The following is a 17061-nucleotide window of genomic DNA, read 5'->3' as shown; positions in this document are numbered from 1 at the left end:
TCGTCTCTTATCTCTTAGCGCTTTAATCCAGGCGTTTCAACTGTTCCGCCATTGGCAGTCTTAGCCATATACATAGATAAAGCAATCGTTACATCTGAGCCATAGATTGGGAATGGGAAACGTTGCTGACGATAGCAATCATTCAAGCGCTGTTGCATTGTCCAGAACTGACCGCTAGAAACGCGGTACGCTGGCCAGTAACCCCAGCCTAAGGCTGCACCTTTTTGCTCAACGAGATTTGGTAGGTCTTGTAAGCGAATCCGTTTGCCATTTTCAGCATGGCAAGATGCGCAGGAGAAATCCATTGGACCACCCTGGAAGAAAAATGCGCGCTTACCAAGCTCATACATTTCTTTTTCTTTTGGATGATTGGTGCTCACCTTAATCTTGTCACCTTTAGATAGGGTGACTACGTAAGCAACAATAGCCTCCATGTCTTTCTTGGGCCCCTTTTGAAAAGGAGCATCAATCATTTCCTGAGGATCGCGACCCTGTAATGCCTGCATACAGGTCATCAAGCGTGACTCGAGATCTTGAACCTTATTGGTGTCTTTAAAGTAGCGCGGCAACTGAGCAGCTGCGCCCTTCACGACTCCAGGCCCAAGACCTAAATCACATTTCTCTAGAGTGGCATTTTTAGGGCCGGCTGGTTTTTTCCAAAGATCTTCACCAGCAGCTTCATAGAGCTCTGAAGGGTTTCCGTCTGCAATCATCTCGCGATATTTAGCAATATCGTCAGTTGCACTCTTTTGCGCATAAGACAATGAAGAAACTGACAACAGTGTTGCCAGCAATCCTGAGGCTAAGCCCAAGGTATATTTACGCTGCATTTGTTACCCTTTCAGAACTATTTAGACGGTGAAGACATTCGCATCAAGAAGCAGTTGCTTCGTCGGTGCGCTTATCACCCTTGCTATCTACCCAGCTCACAACAATCTTGTCACCTTTAGCGCCTTTGTATTTGAAGTTCAAAAATGGATCCTTAGAAACTGCTGGACCAAATTGACCATTCAATACATCTTTGCCATTAGCTTTGACATTAATTGTGCTGATGAACCATGCTGGAATAGTTTTACCAGCAGCATCTTTGCGCTGACCAGATTCCATATCGTGCTTCATCAAAATCTTTACGTCCACAATTCCACCGTTCTCAGCAGCTCTAACGCGCATTGGATCAGCCATGTTTTCCTCTTATAATCTAGTAATTAATTAATGGTATTCAGATGAATTGGGCGGGTTAACCGCCGCAACCACCCAAGGTAACTTTCACTTCCTTGACGGACATGCTCCATTTGCCATCGGCTTTTACCAAGGCGTATACATTGGAGGTCTGACCCATCTTGATACGTGTAGTAACAAATGGCTCTGTACCAGCAGGAATGAAGAATTGAGCAGCTAAGGCGCTTGGGTTTTTCTCAACCAAGATGGCCATTTGCTCTGCTTTAAGAGTGGTGGTAATTCCAACTGGAACCACTGCACCGTTCTCCGCAATATCAGGAGCGTTCAAAGTTACGGCGCCAGATTTATCAGGGGTACCAGCACCCAAGACCTTAAACACGTCATCAAGGCTCTTACCTTCAAAAGCGGCTTTATTCCACTCTTGAGCTTGGGCTACGCTAATGAGACCCGCAGAAGCCATTAAGCCGAAAACGGCTGAATATTTCAATAAACTGCGTCGCTGCTGATTCATAAAAACTCCTTTAATAATCTACTCTTAGTATCAAATATAGCGGTATTTCAAAAAACCTTCTGTAAATCTACTGTCCAGTAAGCATCCAGCGCACTAGAGTTGCCCTATCCTCATCCGATAGCTGCGCCTGTGGCGGCATCGGAATGGCTCCCCATACCCCTGAGCCACCATTTTTGACCTTAGCCATGAGCTTTTCTTGAGCCCCACTTTGGCCTTTGTACTTATTGGCAATATCAGCAATAGATGGGCCCACCAACTTGGCATTGGGAGCATGACATGCTGAGCAGTTCTCATTCTTAAATAATGCTGCAGGGCCCTTAGTTGTGGGCGCATGAGTATCAGCAGCATGCGCCAAACCCTCGCCTGACGAGCCGGGCAACTTTGCTATTGGTGGCTTAGTAGAATCCGATCCCCGATAAGGTCCATAGAGACGATTTTGCTCTGCAATATTGCCATGGGCATTTCTTGCGAAATCAGGCAATTCAGATCCAATTTGCACAAACTTAACGCAATTGTTCATACAAGAGGAGCCGTTGACATCCGGCTTGCCATTAATACTCCAAAAACCGTGGTTTCGAGTCATGCCATTACGGTTTGGCATCTTCTTTTGCACTTCCGCAATATTGGCATCACTCAAGACAAAATCATCTGGAACGATTTCGCCTAAGCTTAAGATAAATGCCACCAGAGCATAGGTATCGTCCGCCGTTAATGATCTTGGGGCATTCCAAGGCATTGCGCGATAAATGTAGTCCCATAATGTTGAAACCGTGGGAACCTTCATTAAGGTAGTGCGCTGAGGCTGCTTACGATCAGCCAAAGACGCAACTCTTCCCGTCTTCACATCATCAGCGGTTGTCCCGCCGGCAATCGGGGTAAAGATTTCATTGGACTCACCAAACACACCGTGACAACTGGCGCACTTAGATTCCCAAATCACTTGACCTTGCGCAACGGAGCCAGACCCCTTTGGCAGCCCCTTGAAGTCTGGGCGTACATCAATATCCCAAGCCATCACTTCGGCGGGCGTTGCGTTGCGCCCAATGCCAGGAAACTTCATAGATCCCTGAGTACTTTGTGCATAAGCTAACTGTGTACAGAGTACTGCTAAAACGACAAGCGCTAAGCGAGCAAATAATTTATCCAACTTGTACATTGCTCACCTCACCGTTTGAATCCAATTTCCAAGACTGAATCGCATTGTTGTGATAAATCGAACGATTACCTCGAACATCACGTAGCATCTTGATGGATGGCTGAATATAGCCGGTGTCATCAATTGCTCTAGACTGCAATATTGCTGGCGATCCATCCCATACCCAATCAATATTGAAACGGGTAATGGACTTTGTGAGAACCGGAGTCTCTAATCGAGCAGTTCGCCAGTTATTGCCGCCATCAAACGAAACATCAACACGTTTAATCTTGCCGCGACCAGACCATGCCATACCACTGACGTTGTAGAAGCCTTTATCCAATAATTGTTGTCCGCCCGAAGGTGTGGTGATGACAGATTTACATTCTTGGATAGATGCGTATTGACGATGCATGCCATCTGGCATCAATTCAATATAGTGAACAGCCTCGTCTTTAGTATTCCAAGGCATATCGCCCACTTCTAGACGACGCAACCACTTCACCCAGCTAACACCTTGTACGCCTGGAACGACTAGACGCAATGGAAAGCCATTTTCTGGACGCAGCATCTCCCCATTCATACCCCAAGCCACAATCGTATCCTCAAGACAGGCCTCGAGATTAATGGTACGAGTCATCCCGGAACCATCGCCACCTTCAGCCAGCAGGAACTTACCTTTTTTCAGATCAGCACCACATTCTTGTAGCAAGACTTTGAGAGGTACGCCAGTAAATTCACAGCAAGACAACATACCGTGGGTGTATTGCACAGTTGGTACGGCAACATTGCCCCACTCTAAACCAGTATTGGCGCCACACTCAATGAAATGTGTACGCGAGACTGATGGCAGTCTCATCAGGTCATTCATTGTAAAAACACGAGCATTTTTTACTAGGCCATTCACCATCAGACGATGTGTTTCTGGATTCAGGTTGTACCAACCTTGGTGATGGCGTTCGAAATGCAAACCGTTTGGAGTAATCGTTCCAAACAAACCTTGCAAAGGAGTAAATGCAACTGATGCAGCTGATACACGCGTTAAACCCGGAGATTCACGGCGAATTAAGTTCGCCTCATAGATTGATGGAACGCCATAAGGCATTGTGGCAACGTTTTTACCTAAAGTGGTTTGCCACTCTTGTTTTTCCAAAATTGCTGGATCACCCTCACCGGCAGCAAAAGCCATGGGAGCTGCTAGGCCAGCTGCAGCGCCGCCTAAGGCAGAAAAGAATCCCTTACGTAAAAAGCCACGACGCGTCTCATCAAGACCATTGGCATTAATTTCAGCAATTAGCTTTTGAGAGATAAAGTGCTCTGGCGCTTTCACAAGGCGAACTCCATTGGCGGGCTTCTCAATCGCTGAGATATCCTGTGCGCTCAATTCAATTTGCTTCTTCGTCATTTGACCTCTACGTCAGAATAAATACTTTGTCATTAATGAATACCTTCAGCAATCTTGGCGCAGACTGTCTGACACATCTCTACCGTTGCGTTATCAGCAATCGAGTAATAAACGGTGACACCCTCTTTACGTCTTAGCAAAATGCCAGCCTGATGAAGTGCTAAAAGATGTCTAGATACATTTGCCTGACTAGTGCCGCACATCTCTACCACCTCTGATACTGACTTTTCACCCGAGCATACGGCATACATGATGCGCAAACGTGCTGGCTCAGAGAGAACGTTGAAATAAGCCGCCACCTGAAAAAACACTTTCTCCATCTGCTTGGGAGATAAGTTTTTCGTCGCTTTTTGAACCTTAGCTTTCATGCGGGCTATCTATATCAATATATGCGTATAAACGAATATTTAACCTACATTCAAGAACGTTTTCTATAGAGAGATACCCTAGTGATATCAGCAGATACAATCAAATCATGGATATGGATGCCATTCTTCTCTCATTAAAGCTTGCTTTGTGGACTCTCGTCCTCATCCTTCCTTTTGGGGTCTGGGTGGCCCATTCCCTGCAAAAAGCGGGTAAAGGTAAATCCTGGATAGAGGCTGGCTTAGCACTACCCCTCGTTCTGCCCCCTACGGTTTTGGGCTATTACCTTCTCGTTGGCTTGGGCGGCAAAAGCTTTTTGGGCGTTCCACTGGTATTTTCATTTACGGGCATTCTGATTGCCTCCCTCATTGTCAATTTGCCATTTGCCATACAGCCAATACAGCGCGCTTTTGAAGCAATCAATCCAGAAATTATTGAAGCTGCTCAAGTAAGCGGGTTATCGAATTGGCAGATCTTTCGTTTGATTGAATTGCCATTAGCCTGGCGTGGCATTACTAGCGCAGCAGTGCTGACCTTTGCCCATACCCTCGGTGAATTCGGAGTAGTTCTCATGGTGGGTGGTGCAATACCAGGAGAAACCAAAACAGTATCGATTGCTATTTATGACAAGGTACAAAGTTTTGATACCGCTGGAGCTGGAGCGCTTGCTTTATTACTGCTCGGCATATCCTTAATAGCAATTGCAGTGTCCTATGGGGTCTTTGGTCAAAATCCATCCCGCAGGAAAGGCTGGAGAGCCTAATGCTAAAAATTAAAGTTACGCAGACACTGCCAAATCCCCTGCAAATCAATATTGAATGCGCTCCAGGACAACTACATGCTTTGGTGGGCCCGTCAGGAAGTGGAAAAACATCTGTTTTACGAACCATTGCAGGCCTGAGCAATGCCAGCCTTGGAAAGATTGAGTGTGACAATCAAATTTGGTTTGAGGCCAATGATTTACAGGGCACCACAACATCACTCCCCCCAGCAGTTCGCTCTTGTGGATTCCTATTCCAGCAATATGCACTCTTTCCGCATTTAACTGCTCTTGAAAATATCTGCATTCCTCTGCAAAACTCTGGACAGGAACTTGCAATGCGCCAAACCATCGCAATGGATTGGTTAAATCATATGGGAATTGCAGAACTAGCACAGCGTATGCCTCATCAACTTTCAGGTGGGCAACAACAACGTGTCGCGCTTGCGAGGGCCCTTGTAAAAAAGCCCAATGCTTTGCTGCTTGATGAACCGTTTTCGGCAATTGATGCGCCTACACGTCAAAGTCTTTACAAAATTCTGGCGGAGCTGCGTAAGGATCTCAATATTCCCATTCTGCTGGTGACTCATGATTTACGTGAAGCCGACCTATTAGCTGATCACATTACCGTTATCGACCAAGGCATTGGCTTGCAAACTGCAGCCCCACAGGTTCTCTTTCAGAAACCGAGAAACTCTAGAGTTGCAGAGCTTGTTGGTATCAACAATATGTTTGAAGGTGTTTTTAAATCTGGGAAGTTGAGCTGGAATAACAGCAGTCATGTGTTTGAAGTACTTGATAAGGGCAAAATTCCACCGGACACTCCGGTTGCCTGGGTGGTGCCCGCCGATGGATTAACTCTGCACCTCAGTCAAGTGGCTGGCAGCATTCAAGCCACGGTCCAGCAAATCAGTACCTTAGGTCAAATTGCAGTCGTTCAACTACTTACAAATGATGGTGGCCATAAAATTAGCTGGGAAGCCTCTGCAGCCGAAGTCAAAAGACTGGAATTAGAGGTAGGCAAAAACACTCATGTGGAAATGGATGGCAGCAAGATACACATCATGCCGCTTCGCCCCATAAACGATCCACGTCGCTTTACTTCTTAGCCACCAGACCTAATAAGGCAGACATACCAGCATGTCTTGCACCTTCATTCAGCTCTTTTTCATAGCAACATAAATCCAGTATTTGGAATTGCGTAGCTAGAGCCCGAATAAGCTCTTCCGTATAGAGGTGCTCTATTAAGGATGGCCCGCCTGTTTTATATAACAGCTGCTTTGGCGTATAGCCCTGTAATATGAAGATGCCGCCTGGCTTCAGGGCCTTATGGGTTTGCTGAAAAATGCGCTCTCGCATTGCCGGATCAGCAAACTGGATAAAGATTCCAATGGCAGCGTCGTATGTGCTGTCTTGCCAATGAAAGCTATCGGTATCTGAAAATGAATATTCAATTTCAACCTGATTCTCTTGCGCAAACTGTTTGGCTTTAGCGAGCGCAATATCCGATGCGTCAAAGCCAACAACTTGCATCCCTTGTTTGGCCAACCACACGCCGTTACGCCCTTCGCCATCAGCAATACAAAGAACCTTACTGCCTGGCTTTAAGTATTTTTGAGTTTGCTCAACAAGATATTCATTTGGCTCTTTGCCAAAGATGAACTCTGCCTTATTAAAACGTTCATTCCAGAACTGGGTTGCGTCAGAAAAGCCCATAGGTTGGCTTTGGTGGACTTGATTATTTTTTGAGTCCGCCAACGAGGTCACTCTTGAGGTCGTTGATATTTTCAAGGCCGACCGCAATACGTACCAAGCCATCATTGATACCTGCTGCTTTTCGGGCTTCAGGAGTTACTCGGCAATGGGTAGTCGTCGCTGGATGAGTAATCGTCGTACGTGTATCACCCAAGTTTGCGGTGATTGAGCACAACTTAGTTTGGTTAATCAGCTTAAAGGCCGCCTTTTTACCGCCCTTCAGTGTGAAGGACACAATTGCACCACCCGCTTTTTGCTGACGTTTTGCTAAAGCATGCTGTGGATGGGATGTTAGGCCTGGATGATAAACACGCTCAACTCCAGAGTGCTTCTCTAGCCACTGGGCCAAGGCGAGCGCATTCTGACTCTGTTGCTTCATGCGAAGCTCTAAAGTCTCCAAACCTTTGAGGAATATCCAAGCATTAAAGGCAGAGAGCGTTGGGCCTGCAGTACGCACGTATGGGAATACTTTGCCCATGATGAAATCTTTACTACCTACAATTGCACCGCCAACCACTCTACCCTGGCCATCTAAATACTTAGTCGCCGAATGAATCACGACATCGGCACCCAAAGCCAAAGGCTTTTGTAAAGCTGGCGTACAGAAACAGTTATCTACTGCAAATAAAGCTTTCGCTTTCTGGGCAATCTTCGAAATCGCCTTGATATCGGCAATCTCAGTCAATGGATTAGATGGGGTTTCCAAATAAAACAGTTTGGTGTTTGGTTGAACAGCGGCCTGCCATGACTTGGTATCAGCCAAATCAACATAAGTCGTTGTAATACCAAAGCGACCCAAGATATTAGTAAACAATTGAACAGTCGCACCAAACACAGAACGTGAGCAAACCACATGGTCACCTGCCTGTAAGTGGGCCATTGCCATTGTCAAAATAGCGGACATACCCGAAGCAGTTGCAATACAGGCTTCACCGCCTTCTAAAGCAGCCAAGCGATCTTGAAACATGCTGACCGTTGGATTGGTAAAGCGAGAGTAAATAAAACCTTGGTCCGCATGAGCAAAACCATCAGCCGCTAATTCTGCGCTATCAAAACAAAAACTTGAAGTCAAAAACATCGCCTCTGAATGCTCTTGATATTCAGCTGTGCGACGAGTACCAGCACGGACCGCTAAGGTCTCAAGTGCCAGCTTAGAAAAATCTGGTTTTTTACGTGTGGTTTTGCTTTTCATACTGCTATTTTGACACCGAATTGAAGAATTGCCTTGTCGAAGGCAAATTCTTGTCGCTTTTTAGTCTTCGGTGGCTAAATGCAGATGAAGCTGGGAGCGGGCAAAGTCGCTCGAATCACGCTGACGATCCGCTTTTGCGGCAGAGGTATTTCTGGCTGCCTCCAAGGCATCCAGGTAAGACTCGGTGATATCGCCAGTAATGTAATTACCATCAAAACAAGAGGCTTCAAATTGATGAATAGCCGGATTGATGTCACGTACTGCCTGCTTCATATCCTCAACGCTTTGGTAGATTAATTGGTCTGCACCAATCATCTTGTTAATTTCTTCATCGGTTCGGCCATAAGCAACCAACTCGCTACGCGTTGGCATATCAATGCCGTATACGTTCGGAAAACGTACCGGAGGTGCTGCTGATGCAAAGATGACTTTCTTAGCGCCAGACTCACGAGCCATTTGTACGATCTCAAACGAGGTGGTGCCTCGTACGATAGAGTCATCCACAATCAATACTGTTTTGTCTTTAAATTCAATGCGCATAGCATTGAGTTTTTGGCGCACTGATTTCTTGCGAACAGCTTGGCCTGGCATGATAAAGGTACGGCCGATGTAGCGGTTCTTAAAGAAGCCTTCGCGATAATCAACACCTAAATTTTTAGCTACTTGCATTGCTGCAGGACGACTTGAATCCGGAATCGGCATAACAACATCGATCTCATCGACATTTGTTTCTTTCCGAATCTTCTCGGCCAAGTAATCACCCATCCGCATGCGCACGTTGTAAACCGTCACGCCATCGATCGTAGAGTCTGGACGCGCCATATAGACATATTCGAAGATGCAAGGTGTGAGTACAGCATTGGGTACGCATTGACGGGAGTAGAAGTTGCCATCTAAATCGATATAGATTGCTTCGCCAGGATTGACGTCACGGACAAAAGTAAAGCCCAAGCCTTCTAGTGCTACTGACTCTGATGTCACCATCCATTCAGGACCTTGTGGTGTATCAATACGACCAATACACAGAGGACGAATGCCAAATGGATCGCGGAAAGCTAATAAACCATAACCAGCAATCAGAGATACCACCGCATAAGAACCTTTTACGCGGGCTGTCACTCCAGTTACAGCATTAAACATAGCGCCCTCATCCAAGGCAACGCTATTGGTTTCTTTTTGGAGCTCGTCCGCTAAGACGTTTAGTAGTACCTCAGTATCGGAGCTAGTATTAATGTGGCGGCGATCACGGTAAGCCATTTCAACACGCAGGCTTGGTGCATTTGTCAGGTTACCGTTGTGAGCTAAAACAATTCCGTATGGTGCGCTGACGTAAAAAGGTTGCGCCTCTTCTTCGCTGCTTGCTGAACCAGCGGTTGGATAACGAACCTGACCGATACCAGCATTACCTACTAAGCTACGCATATTGCGTGTTCTAAATACGTCACGTACAAGACCGTTAGCCTTGTGCATTGTGAAGGAATTACCGTTCATGGTTGCGATACCAGCCGCATCTTGTCCGCGGTGTTGCAGGAGCAACAGAGCATCATAGAGAAGTTGATTTACTGGTGAGTGGGAAATAGTTCCGACGACGCCGCACATATCTCTAGATTCCTATTGTTAATTTAGGAGTAATGGTAGGTGTTACTTTGGGTATTGACTCACCCAATTGCTTAGCCCAGTCAGCTGGCAGCCAACTTTTAATTAAACCGGTTGCCATATCCATGGCAGGTCTTGTAATAGCCTCTTTCCAGGCCACACTTTGCGTAATTGGCGTTAATGCAGCTAGAGTTGCCAAAATCACAACAACTAAAGCGCCGCGCGCCAAACCAAACACTAGACCCAAGAATCGGTCTGTCAAACTCAAGCCCGCTGACAAGATAATTTTTTGTACTACCCCGCCGCACAATCCACAAACAATCAGCGTCAGTATGAAGAGAATCAAAAAACTCAAACCTAGACTAAGTAATTCATCTAAATGAAATGTTGAGAGCCATTCTGTAGAAAGATAATTTGTATAGTGATAAGCAACCCATGCGGCCACAAACCAAGATGCTAATGCGAGCACTTCTTTAAAGAGGCCGCGAGAGATACCCACCAAAGCGGATACTAAGAGCACAACTAGGGTGAAGTAATCCACCGATGTTAGCTTTAAGGTGGATAAGTATTCCATTACTGCTTACCAGTCTCGACGAGTCTTGGCGAGAGACCCATCGCCTTAATTTTCTTCTCTGCTGCTTCTGCAGCATCTTTATCGGCATATGGACCGGCCCGCAAAACATAGAGTTTGACGCCATCCGTACCGGTCTTATTTAAGACATAGTTTGGAATCTTTTGATCTTTGAGTTTTGCAATCCAACCCTTGGCGCGCTCTTCAGAAGCAAAAGCGCCAATCTGAATAACATACTTTCCTGAACCATTTGTGGAGCCGTTATCCGAATTGGTATTTGCAAGTTTGGTGGCGTCATCCACTTTGGGCTTGGCATTATTGGCAACGATAACCTCCTCGCCAGCAGCCAATCCTAATCCAGGCGCTTTATTTGGTGCAGGTGATGACTTAACTTCAGCTTTCACTTCCGGCTTTGGATCTGGAGCAGCAACTACTTTGGGGGCCTCTTTTACCGGTTCAGGCGCTACCTCTGCTTTAGGCTTCTCTTCAGGCTTTGCTTCTGTTCCAGGAATTGGCAGACTAGTAACGATATTGACAGCAATATCGTTAGGTGAAGATTTCGGTTTGTTGTCCAAAACACGTGGCAGGCCAACTACCGCAATGAGGACTAATACGGCAGCACCAATCAATCGATGACGTGCTCTTTGTTGTTCTGGATCTTCTGTGAGAGCGAGTTCTTCTGCTTCAGCAGCGCGCTGGAAACTGCGGGGGGCAGCGCGTTTAGCGGAGCGCCTCCCTACTGAACCTAATTCAAGGTCATCAGCCTGTGTTTTTCGCTTAAAGAAGCTCGGTAAACGAATCATGGATCAATGGGCCTGGTTGTTTCGGTAAGTCATTACGCCTGCAACGGTATAGAAGGATCCGAAGATCACAATTCTATCACCCTCACCCGCTTTTGATAGGGCTTTTTGATAGGCTGCAGCAGGATCCGGGAAGCATTCGATACCGCCATCGGCTCCGTTTTGAGGCTTTACTCCCGCGGCCTCAAGCCTCTTTGCGAGCGCCAAGGCGCTAGCTGCCCTTGGGGTCGGTAAATCCGTACAAAACCAGAAATCCACAATATCCAACAAGGGCTTAATCACCCCATCAATATCCTTATCCGCCATGGCTCCAAAGATGGCGTAGGTATATGGGTGGTAACCCATTTTGTATAGGCCTTGACCTAAGGTAGCTGCCGCATGCGGGTTATGAGCCACATCTAGCACTACGGTTGGCTGCCCTGGTAACACCTGAAAGCGGCCAGGCAACTCAACCAAGGCAAAGCCATTACGAATATCTTGAGCGCTTACGGGCAAGCGCTGATGAAGTGCCATCAAAGCAGCAATCACTGCCGAAGCATTGAGAATTTGATTAGCGCCGCGTAGTGCGGGATAACCAAGACCGCTAAAACGCTTCTTGCGACCAGCCCACCCCCACTGCTGTTTATCGCCTTGGAAGTTATAGTCCCGCCCCTGTAACCAAAGATCACAACCAAGCTCTTCGGCATAGTCAATTAAAGACTGAGGTGGGACAGGATCACCGCACACTGCAATATGTCCGGGGCGGAAGATGCCAGCCTTCTCCCGACCAATCGCCTCTCGGGTTCCACCTAAGAAATCTGCGTGATCAATATCAATACTAGTCACGATGGCGCAATCTGCATCCACAATATTGACAGCATCCAAACGACCACCCATGCCAACTTCTAGCACTACTGCATCTAAGTTTGCTTTAGAGAACAGATGCATGATGGCTAAAGTGGTGAACTCAAAATACGTTAGCGTTGGTGCATCTACCAAACTCACGCGTGCATTTTCAACGGCGGTGAAGTGCTCCAACAAAAGGTTATCGCTAACCTCTTGTCCATTTACACGAGCACGCTCGCTAAATTTCAGTAAATGTGGTGAAGTGTGACAGCCAACTCGGTAACCAGAAGCCAACAAAATACTCTCGAGATAGGCGCAAGTTGAGCCCTTGCCATTAGTCCCAGCAACGGTAATTACTGGGCAATCAAACTGAAGACCTAATGCGGCTTTAACCCGATTAATACGCTCAAGCCCCATATCGATACCAACCGGGTGGGCAGTTTCAAGGTGACTAAGCCAAGCCTCTAGGCTAGAAAAAAGAATCGGAGATTGATGTGCTGTGCTCAAGCGCTTAAACGGCTGCGCTACCCGCAATCGCAGGCTCTGGAAGTTTTTGCAAGAGCGCCAATAATCGCGCAATCTCACCACGCATTTGGCGACGGTCAACAATCATATCGATACCACCCTTTTGCATCAAGAACTCAGAACGCTGAAATCCTTCTGGTAATTTTTCACGAACCGTTTGTTCAATGACGCGTGGACCAGCAAAACCAATCAAGGCTTTTGGTTCAGCCATCACCACATCACCCATGAAGGCGAAGCTAGCGGAGATGCCGCCCATAGTCGGATCAGTTAATACGCTGATATAGGGCAGACCTTTTTTAGACAGCAGGGTCAACATTGAGTTGGTCTTTGCCATCTGAAATAAAGATAACAAACTCTCTTGCATACGCGCACCACCGGTAGCAGTGACACAGAGGAAGGCACATTTCTTATCAATCGCTTCTTGAGCTCCACGAGCAAAACGCTCACCAACTACAGAGCCCATCGACCCGCCCATGTATTGGAATTCAAAGCAGGCGACTACTACAGGAATGGCTTCAATCTTTCCGCCCATCACAATTAAAGCTTCTGATTCACCAGAGGCATCATTTGCTTCTTTGATACGGTCTGGATATTTTTTGGAATCTTTAAATTTCAGTGGATCTGTTGGATAGATGTCTGCGCCGATTTCATAACGGCCTTTTGAATCGAGCAAGCTATCTAAACGCTGACGCGCACCAATGCGCATGTGATGACTGCATTTTGGACATACTGAAAGGTTCGCTTCGATATCTGTGCTGTAGAGAACTGTTTCACAACTAGGGCACTTAACCCACAGCCCCTCAGGTACTGATTTGCGATTTGCAGGATCAGTATGTTGAATTTGGGGTGGGAGTAATTTATCTATCCAGCTCATTAGTTTTAACTATCCAATGCGTCGCGAATCTCACGAATGAAGGTTTCCAGTGATTGTACTGCCTGCCCAGGGGGTGCATCCTCCAAAAGGCGAATAATGCGGCTGCCAATCACCACAGCATCTGCGCTTTGGGATACCGCCTTAGCACTAGCCGCATCGCTAATCCCAAAGCCAACTGCGATTGGAATATCGGTCTCCTCCCGAATCTTAGGAATGATGCTGGCCACATCTTGGGTATTAAGGTGAGATGCGCCTGTAACTCCCCGCATAGAAACGTAATAAATATAACCAGAAGCAATTTTGGCAGCCTCTTTAATACGCTCATGTGATGAGGTTGGTGCCAATAAGAAAATGGGATCAATACCTGCAACCCGCATACGTGCAGCAAAATCAACACACTCTTCAGGCGGGTAATCTACTATCAGCACGCCATCAACACCAGCAGCTTTTGCTTCGGTTGCAAAACGCTCTGCTCCCATTTGCTCAACAGGATTTGCATAGCCCATCAAGACAACTGGTGTGCTGGCATCTTTTTTGCGAAACTCTTTAACCATCTCCAAGCAACCATGCAATGTCACGCCGTGCGTTAATGCGCGCTCTGATGATCTCTGAATCACCGGACCATCAGCCATTGGATCTGAGAAAGGTACGCCTAGCTCAATCACGCTTGAGCCACCACGAACCAATGCATGCATTAACTCGACCGTTTGCTTTGGGTCTGGATCGCCTGCAGTAATAAAAGGAATTAATCCTTTTTTGCCCGATGCTTTTAACTCTTTAAAGAGCGCTGTAATTTTTGACATCGTTTTTCTTAACCTTCAGAACCAGTTGCTTGCGCAACGGTATGCATATCCTTATCGCCACGACCTGACAGATTCACCAAGATAGTTTTATCTTTTGGCAAGGTCTTTGCTAGCTTGCAGGCATAAGCAATGGCGTGAGAAGACTCTAACGCAGGAATGATGCCTTCAATTTGGCAACAGTCATGGAATGCCTTCAAGGCTTCCTCATCAGTAATAGCCACGTAGTCAGCACGACCAGAGTCTTTTAACCAAGCATGCTCTGGGCCAACTCCGGGATAGTCCATACCAGCTGATACGGAATGGGTTTCTGAAATCTGACCATTTTCATCTTGCAATAAGTAAGTGCGATTGCCATGCAATACGCCTGGCTTACCAACACAGAGTGCTGCTGAATGTAAGCCACTACCAAGTCCATGACCTGCGGCTTCAACACCAACGAGTTTCACTTCAGGGAAATCAATGTAGGGATAGAAAATACCCATCGCATTTGAGCCGCCGCCAACACAAGCTAAAACATAATCAGGTTGACGTCCAGTCATCTCTGGCATTTGTACTTTGCACTCTTCACCAATCACACTCTGGAAATCGCGCACCATCATTGGGTAAGGATGTGGTCCAGCCACAGTACCAATAATGTAGAAAGTGTTTTCCACATTAGTGACCCAATCGCGCATCGCTTCATTGAGCGCATCTTTTAATGTCTTAGTGCCTGACTCCACGGGAACCACTTTGGCACCGAGCAATTTCATCCGAAAGACATTTTGTGCTTGACGGGCTACGTCTACAGAACCTTGGTAAACCGTGCAGTCTAGGCCAAAGCGGGCACAAATAGTTGCTGTAGCAACGCCGTGCTGACCTGCACCCGTCTCAGCAATGATGCGTGGCTTGCCCATGCGCTTAGCCAACATGGCTTGGCCAATCACGTTATTAATCTTGTGCGCGCCAGTGTGGTTTAAATCTTCACGCTTGAGGTAAATCTGTGCGCCACCCAGCATTTCGCTCCAACGCTTCGCGTGATAAACCGGGGATGGTCTACCGACAAAGTGTTTGAGTTCGTAATGAAACTCTTCAATAAATTCTGGATCGTTTTGATACTTTGCATAAGCCTCTTTGAGCTCATCTAATGCAAACATCAATGTCTCAGAAACAAACACACCGCCGTAAGGACCGAAGTGTCCTCGTGCATCTGGCTTGTCGTACATAGCTACCTCTTTTGATTTATCTACAGCAAATTATTGGGATGATGATTTCTCATCTGCTGCGCGCACTGCTTTAATAAATTGAGCCATGAGCGCAGGATCTTTAACACCCCTGCTGCTTTCTACGCCACTAGAGACGTCAACCGCGCAAGGATGCAGACGAGCAATCGCCTCGCCCACGTTGTGCGTGTTCAATCCACCACTCAAAACGACCCGAGGCGCGTTTTCGCTTACCCATGTCTGTGGAATTCCTTGCCAATCAAAAGGAACGCCTCCGCCACCATAACCCTCGACGAGGGCATCCAGCAGAAAAGCGTTTGATTGCCTATATTGTAGGGAAAAATCACTAAATGCGAAGTCCTGCCCCACCCGGGCGGCTTTCATCCAAGGTTGGCCATCTGCCAGCTCTAAACAGCGTTCTGGAGTCTCATCCCCATGAAACTGCCATAAAGTGATTGGGGCGGCTGCCTTGATAGCAGCAAACTCCTCATCCGTAGCGTTTACGACCAATCCCACTGCGTCTACCCCTGCTGGAAGCCTAGAAATAAGCTTTGCAGCCATATTTGGGGTAACCGCACGCACACTGGGGGGATAAAAGACGAATCCGACCGCATCGACCCCGGCAGCAACAGCCGCATCAATATCTGCTGAGGTCTTTAAACCGCAGATTTTGACTCTGGTTCGCCCAGCTGAGTATGTCAATAAGCCCATAAATGAATGATAAGGCCTTAGGGCTTTGTGATTTGAGAGGGCAACCAGGAGTTTTCTAGCCAAGGGGCTGGAATACCAAATTCTTCTGGGTAAGCAATTTTGGCCAAATACAGACCATCAGGCATGAATGTAGGCGCCGCAACTTTGCGATCTTTAGCCGCCAAAACTTCCGCCATCCATTCTGGTTTTTGTCTACCCTGCCCGATTTGTAGAAAACATCCCACTAAATTACGCACCATATGGTGCAAGAAAGCATTGCCGCGAATTTTGAAATACACCCATGGCTCTTGGGAAATAATTTCAATTGAGTACATAGTCTTTACCGGTGTCTTACTCTGACATTCAGATGATCTAAACGAGCTAAAGTCATGTTCACCGATCAAACACAGGGCTGATTTTTTCATACCCTCAATGTCTAAGCGCTTATTTGGTGGCAGCAAGAGATAACCCGCGCGGCTATGGACCATCGGTGATCGACAAGGCCCTGCATGAAGCGCATAAATATAAGTACGTTCAAATGCGGAGAAACGCGCACTAAATTCTTCTGGAACTTGTTTAGCCCAATTCACGACAATCGAGGACGGTAAAAAAGAATTCACACCCCTCACCCATGAGAAATCTTCTCGCTCAACATGGGTATCAAAATGAATAACCTGCCCTAAGGCATGAACACCAGCATCGGTTCTACCAGCAGTAATCGTTTTAATTGGAAAATCTTTGCAGGCATCGCCAACAAAGGCTGAAATTGCACTCTCGAGCTCATCTTGCACCGAATGTTGATTTACTTGTGTTTGCCAACCAGAGTATGGGCTGCCATCATATTGCAAGCCAAGGGCTATACGCATTACGAGATC

19 protein-coding genes are annotated in these 17061 nt (G+C 46.8%); 2 read left to right on the top strand and 17 right to left on the bottom strand.

All coding sequences use genetic code 11. The features are described from left to right. Window positions 1-14 precede the first annotated feature (14 nt). The 6 genes from soxA to ICN17_RS07640 all read right to left on the bottom strand — a co-directional run bounded on the left by soxA (window position 15) and on the right by ICN17_RS07640 (window position 4598). On the bottom strand, window positions 15-830 hold the full coding sequence (gene soxA, locus ICN17_RS07665) for a sulfur oxidation c-type cytochrome SoxA (protein ID WP_216236924.1): 816 nt from the start codon (window positions 828-830) through the stop codon (window positions 15-17). A gap of 43 nt (window positions 831-873) precedes the next feature. Further along, a complete protein-coding gene (gene soxZ / locus ICN17_RS07660) occupies window positions 874-1182 on the bottom strand; it encodes a thiosulfate oxidation carrier complex protein SoxZ (RefSeq protein ID WP_087909856.1) in 309 nt (102 codons plus the stop codon). Between the two features lie 55 nt (window positions 1183-1237). Beyond that, the gene (gene soxY, locus ICN17_RS07655; protein ID WP_087909855.1) at window positions 1238-1690 is read right to left on the bottom strand and encodes a thiosulfate oxidation carrier protein SoxY; all 453 of its coding nucleotides are present in this window, start codon (window positions 1688-1690) and stop codon (window positions 1238-1240) included. 67 nt (window positions 1691-1757) lie between these two features. Further along, window positions 1758-2846 carry a c-type cytochrome gene (locus tag ICN17_RS07650; RefSeq protein ID WP_216236923.1) on the bottom strand — a complete coding sequence of 363 codons (1089 nt, stop codon included), beginning with the start codon at window positions 2844-2846 and terminating at the stop codon, window positions 1758-1760. Beyond that, a complete protein-coding gene (gene soxC, locus ICN17_RS07645; protein WP_216236922.1) occupies window positions 2830-4230 on the bottom strand; it encodes a sulfite dehydrogenase in 1401 nt (466 codons plus the stop codon). The genes ICN17_RS07650 and soxC overlap by 17 nt, the downstream gene beginning before the upstream one ends. Window positions 4231-4262: 32 nt before the next feature. Next, window positions 4263-4598, bottom strand: coding sequence for a metalloregulator ArsR/SmtB family transcription factor (locus ICN17_RS07640; protein ID WP_216236921.1), 336 nt, complete (start codon window positions 4596-4598; stop codon window positions 4263-4265). 107 nt (window positions 4599-4705) lie between these two features. On the opposite strand from ICN17_RS07640, the gene modB reads away from it, so the two are divergent. Together modB and ICN17_RS07630 are read left to right on the top strand one after the other, a co-directional pair. After that, complete coding sequence (modB, locus tag ICN17_RS07635) at window positions 4706-5359, top strand: molybdate ABC transporter permease subunit (RefSeq protein WP_216236920.1); 654 nt, start codon at window positions 4706-4708, stop codon at window positions 5357-5359. Continuing rightward, window positions 5359-6465, top strand: coding sequence for an ABC transporter ATP-binding protein (locus tag ICN17_RS07630; RefSeq protein ID WP_216236919.1), 1107 nt, complete (start codon window positions 5359-5361; stop codon window positions 6463-6465). Before modB ends, ICN17_RS07630 begins: the two co-directional genes overlap by 1 nt. Here the strand turns inward: ICN17_RS07630 and ICN17_RS07625 are convergent. The 11 genes from ICN17_RS07625 to truA are packed head-to-tail and all read right to left on the bottom strand — an operon-like array spanning window position 6455 to window position 17052. Next, on the bottom strand, window positions 6455-7072 hold the full coding sequence (locus ICN17_RS07625; RefSeq protein WP_216236918.1) for a bifunctional 2-polyprenyl-6-hydroxyphenol methylase/3-demethylubiquinol 3-O-methyltransferase UbiG: 618 nt from the start codon (window positions 7070-7072) through the stop codon (window positions 6455-6457). The two genes, ICN17_RS07630 and ICN17_RS07625, sit on opposite strands and share 11 nt — an antisense overlap. Window positions 7073-7094: 22 nt before the next feature. Continuing rightward, window positions 7095-8303, bottom strand: coding sequence for an O-succinylhomoserine sulfhydrylase (locus tag ICN17_RS07620; protein ID WP_216236917.1), 1209 nt, complete (start codon window positions 8301-8303; stop codon window positions 7095-7097). A gap of 60 nt (window positions 8304-8363) precedes the next feature. Continuing rightward, window positions 8364-9902 (bottom strand): amidophosphoribosyltransferase, encoded by a 1539-nt coding sequence (gene purF / locus ICN17_RS07615; RefSeq protein WP_216236916.1) that lies wholly within the window; start codon window positions 9900-9902, stop codon window positions 8364-8366. 4 nt (window positions 9903-9906) lie between these two features. Beyond that, window positions 9907-10473, bottom strand: coding sequence for a CvpA family protein (locus ICN17_RS07610; RefSeq protein WP_216236915.1), 567 nt, complete (start codon window positions 10471-10473; stop codon window positions 9907-9909). Beyond that, on the bottom strand, window positions 10473-11273 hold the full coding sequence (locus ICN17_RS07605; RefSeq protein ID WP_216236914.1) for an SPOR domain-containing protein: 801 nt from the start codon (window positions 11271-11273) through the stop codon (window positions 10473-10475). Before ICN17_RS07605 ends, ICN17_RS07610 begins: the two co-directional genes overlap by 1 nt. A gap of 3 nt (window positions 11274-11276) precedes the next feature. Beyond that, window positions 11277-12602, bottom strand: a complete 1326-nt coding sequence (gene folC / locus ICN17_RS07600; protein ID WP_216236913.1) for a bifunctional tetrahydrofolate synthase/dihydrofolate synthase — start codon at window positions 12600-12602, stop codon at window positions 11277-11279. A gap of 4 nt (window positions 12603-12606) precedes the next feature. After that, window positions 12607-13494: an acetyl-CoA carboxylase, carboxyltransferase subunit beta gene (gene accD, locus ICN17_RS07595; RefSeq protein WP_216236912.1), complete on the bottom strand. Its 888-nt coding sequence runs from the start codon at window positions 13492-13494 to the stop codon at window positions 12607-12609. Window positions 13495-13499: 5 nt separating this feature from the next. Continuing rightward, a complete protein-coding gene (gene trpA / locus ICN17_RS07590; protein WP_216236911.1) occupies window positions 13500-14297 on the bottom strand; it encodes a tryptophan synthase subunit alpha in 798 nt (265 codons plus the stop codon). Window positions 14298-14305: 8 nt separating this feature from the next. Beyond that, a complete protein-coding gene (gene trpB / locus ICN17_RS07585) occupies window positions 14306-15499 on the bottom strand; it encodes a tryptophan synthase subunit beta (RefSeq protein ID WP_087909843.1) in 1194 nt (397 codons plus the stop codon). 30 nt (window positions 15500-15529) lie between these two features. Further along, window positions 15530-16207, bottom strand: a complete 678-nt coding sequence (locus tag ICN17_RS07580; RefSeq protein ID WP_216236910.1) for a phosphoribosylanthranilate isomerase — start codon at window positions 16205-16207, stop codon at window positions 15530-15532. Between the two features lie 17 nt (window positions 16208-16224). Further along, window positions 16225-17052: a tRNA pseudouridine(38-40) synthase TruA gene (truA, locus tag ICN17_RS07575; RefSeq protein ID WP_216236909.1), complete on the bottom strand. Its 828-nt coding sequence runs from the start codon at window positions 17050-17052 to the stop codon at window positions 16225-16227. Window positions 17053-17061: the final 9 nt, after the last annotated feature.

Origin of the sequence: Polynucleobacter sp. 73C-SIWE (assembly GCF_018882465.1) — a bacterium.
Lineage (GTDB): Bacteria > Pseudomonadota > Gammaproteobacteria > Burkholderiales > Burkholderiaceae > Polynucleobacter.
Note: the sequence above shows the minus strand (reverse complement) of the source record. Positions and strands in the feature narration are given on the sequence as shown.

Excerpts from the sequence above, each read along its gene's own strand:
- soxA (WP_216236924.1), bottom strand. The coding sequence starts at position 830 with ATGCAGCGTAAATATACCTTGGGCTTAGCCTCAGGATTGCTGGCAACA.
- soxZ (WP_087909856.1), bottom strand. The coding sequence starts at position 1,182 with ATGGCTGATCCAATGCGCGTTAGAGCTGCTGAGAACGGTGGAATTGTG.
- soxY (WP_087909855.1), bottom strand. The coding sequence starts at position 1,690 with ATGAATCAGCAGCGACGCAGTTTATTGAAATATTCAGCCGTTTTCGGC.
- ICN17_RS07650 (WP_216236923.1), bottom strand. The coding sequence starts at position 2,846 with ATGTACAAGTTGGATAAATTATTTGCTCGCTTAGCGCTTGTCGTTTTA.
- soxC (WP_216236922.1), bottom strand. The coding sequence starts at position 4,230 with ATGACGAAGAAGCAAATTGAATTGAGCGCACAGGATATCTCAGCGATT.
- ICN17_RS07640 (WP_216236921.1), bottom strand. The coding sequence starts at position 4,598 with ATGAAAGCTAAGGTTCAAAAAGCGACGAAAAACTTATCTCCCAAGCAG.
- modB (WP_216236920.1), top strand. The coding sequence starts at position 4,706 with ATGGATATGGATGCCATTCTTCTCTCATTAAAGCTTGCTTTGTGGACT.
- ICN17_RS07630 (WP_216236919.1), top strand. The coding sequence starts at position 5,359 with ATGCTAAAAATTAAAGTTACGCAGACACTGCCAAATCCCCTGCAAATC.
- ICN17_RS07625 (WP_216236918.1), bottom strand. The coding sequence starts at position 7,072 with ATGGGCTTTTCTGACGCAACCCAGTTCTGGAATGAACGTTTTAATAAG.
- ICN17_RS07620 (WP_216236917.1), bottom strand. The coding sequence starts at position 8,303 with ATGAAAAGCAAAACCACACGTAAAAAACCAGATTTTTCTAAGCTGGCA.
- purF (WP_216236916.1), bottom strand. The coding sequence starts at position 9,902 with ATGTGCGGCGTCGTCGGAACTATTTCCCACTCACCAGTAAATCAACTT.
- ICN17_RS07610 (WP_216236915.1), bottom strand. The coding sequence starts at position 10,473 with ATGGAATACTTATCCACCTTAAAGCTAACATCGGTGGATTACTTCACC.
- ICN17_RS07605 (WP_216236914.1), bottom strand. The coding sequence starts at position 11,273 with ATGATTCGTTTACCGAGCTTCTTTAAGCGAAAAACACAGGCTGATGAC.
- accD (WP_216236912.1), bottom strand. The coding sequence starts at position 13,494 with ATGAGCTGGATAGATAAATTACTCCCACCCCAAATTCAACATACTGAT.
- trpA (WP_216236911.1), bottom strand. The coding sequence starts at position 14,297 with ATGTCAAAAATTACAGCGCTCTTTAAAGAGTTAAAAGCATCGGGCAAA.
- trpB (WP_087909843.1), bottom strand. The coding sequence starts at position 15,499 with ATGTACGACAAGCCAGATGCACGAGGACACTTCGGTCCTTACGGCGGT.
- ICN17_RS07580 (WP_216236910.1), bottom strand. The coding sequence starts at position 16,207 with ATGGGCTTATTGACATACTCAGCTGGGCGAACCAGAGTCAAAATCTGC.
- truA (WP_216236909.1), bottom strand. The coding sequence starts at position 17,052 with ATGCGTATAGCCCTTGGCTTGCAATATGATGGCAGCCCATACTCTGGT.